This window comes from Streptomyces muensis, assembly GCF_021474425.1.
In the GTDB taxonomy this organism is placed as follows: domain Bacteria; phylum Actinomycetota; class Actinomycetes; order Streptomycetales; family Streptomycetaceae; genus Streptomyces; species Streptomyces muensis.
On sequence record NZ_JAKEIP010000564.1, the window covers coordinates 1 to 1,497 of the forward strand.

Annotated in this window: 2 protein-coding genes; one reads left to right on the forward strand and one right to left on the reverse strand. The window is 73.2% G+C overall.

Annotation, left to right across the window (positions count from 1 at the left end; all coding sequences use genetic code 11):
* The first annotated feature begins 54 nt into the window (after window positions 1–54).
* A complete protein-coding gene (locus tag L0P92_RS44345) occupies window positions 55–1,107 on the forward strand; it encodes a PadR family transcriptional regulator (RefSeq protein WP_234768798.1) in 1,053 nt (350 codons plus the stop codon).
* A gap of 70 nt (window positions 1,108–1,177) precedes the next feature.
* Here L0P92_RS44345 and L0P92_RS44350 read toward each other — a convergent pair.
* Window positions 1,178–1,497: Clp protease N-terminal domain-containing protein (locus L0P92_RS44350; protein ID WP_234768799.1), on the reverse strand; the 320-nt coding region annotated here is incomplete at its 5' end.

The window sequence follows — 1,497 nt, forward strand, 5'->3', positions numbered from 1 at the left end:
AGTCCCCACCCCACGCCCCGGCCGACGGCACGACCGACAAGAAGGTGCTCTGACATGCCTCCCGTCTTCGCCCACGGCCGCCTGCGCCTCTATCTGCTGAAGCTGCTGGACGAGGCCCCGCGCCACGGCTACGAGGTGATCCGCCTCCTCGAAGAGCGATTCCAGGGCCTGTACGCACCGTCGGCCGGCACCGTCTACCCCCGTCTCGCCAAGCTGGAGGCCGAGGGCCTGGTCACCCACACCACCGAGGGCGGCCGCAAGGTCTACGCCATCACGGACGCCGGCCGCGCCGAACTGGCCGACCGCTCCGGCGAACTGGCCGACCTGGAGCTGGAGATCAGGGAGTCGGTCGCCGAACTGGCCGCCGAGATCCGGGCCGATGTGCGCGGCGCGGCGGGCGACCTGCGACGCGAGATGCGGGCGGCGGCCTCCGAGGCCCGCCAGGGCAACGGCACCAGGCCGGACTCGCCCTTCGGCGACTTCTCCGACTACACCGACAAGGAGGCGTGGCGCGCCGCCAAGGAGGAGATGCGCCGCGCCAAGCAGGAGTGGAAGGAACAGGCCCGGCGCGCCAAGGACGAGAGCCGCCGCGCCCGAGAGGAGGCCCAGCGCGCCCGGCGCCAGGCCAAGGAGGCCCAGGACCGCGCCCGCACCGAGGCCCAGGAGGAGGTCCAGCGCATCGCCCGCCGGGTCCAGGAACACGTACAGGACCACTTCGTCCGCGGCGACTGGCCGACGGGCGTACGGGAGGGCCTGACGGAGCTGGCCAAGGAGTTCGGCGAGTTCGGCAAGGACTACGGCAAGGAGTTCGGCCGCGACTTCGGCTTCGGCCGCCAGGACGCCCCCAAGTCACCGCCCCAGCCCCAACCCGACTACTCGGAGACGCCCGAGGACTTCCCCGCCGACTACGAGCCCACCTGGGCCCATGAGCCCCCCACGGACGACCCGGCCCGCGACCTGGACCGTCTGCTCGACCGCTTCCGCGACGACATCCGCGACGCGGCGAGGGACCACGGCGTCACCCCGGACCAGCTCCGGGACGCCCGCCGCCACCTGTCGACGGCGGCGGCCCACATCGGAGCACTGCTGCGCACACCGAAACCCTGAGTCCGCCCCCCGAGGCGGTGCGGCTGCACCGGCAGCCGCACCACCCGTCCCGACGCCCCCGGCGCGCCCCTCAACCAGCCTTCGCCTCTCCCCCTCCGTACAACACCCGGGTGACGGACTCATAGGTCACTCCGTGATCGGCGAGAACCTCGGCGGGCACGCCGGGCCGGCCGACGAGCGCGAGCAGGATGTGCTCGTCACCGATGTTCCGGTCCCGCCGGGCGACGGCGATACGCAACGACCGCTCCAGCACGTCCTTGGCCCCCCGGCTGAACGACCGCCGCCCGGACCACCACCCCTTGTCCTTCGGATCCCCGGACAACGCCCCGACCCCGTGCGCCTGCGCGGACTCCCGGCACGATGTCCTCGCCCCGGGAGAGCACCCAGGCG

Coding starts and splice junctions, on each gene's coding strand:
- L0P92_RS44345 (WP_234768798.1), top strand. CDS start 55: ATGCCTCCCGTCTTCGCCCACGGCCGCCTGCGCCTCTATCTGCTGAAG.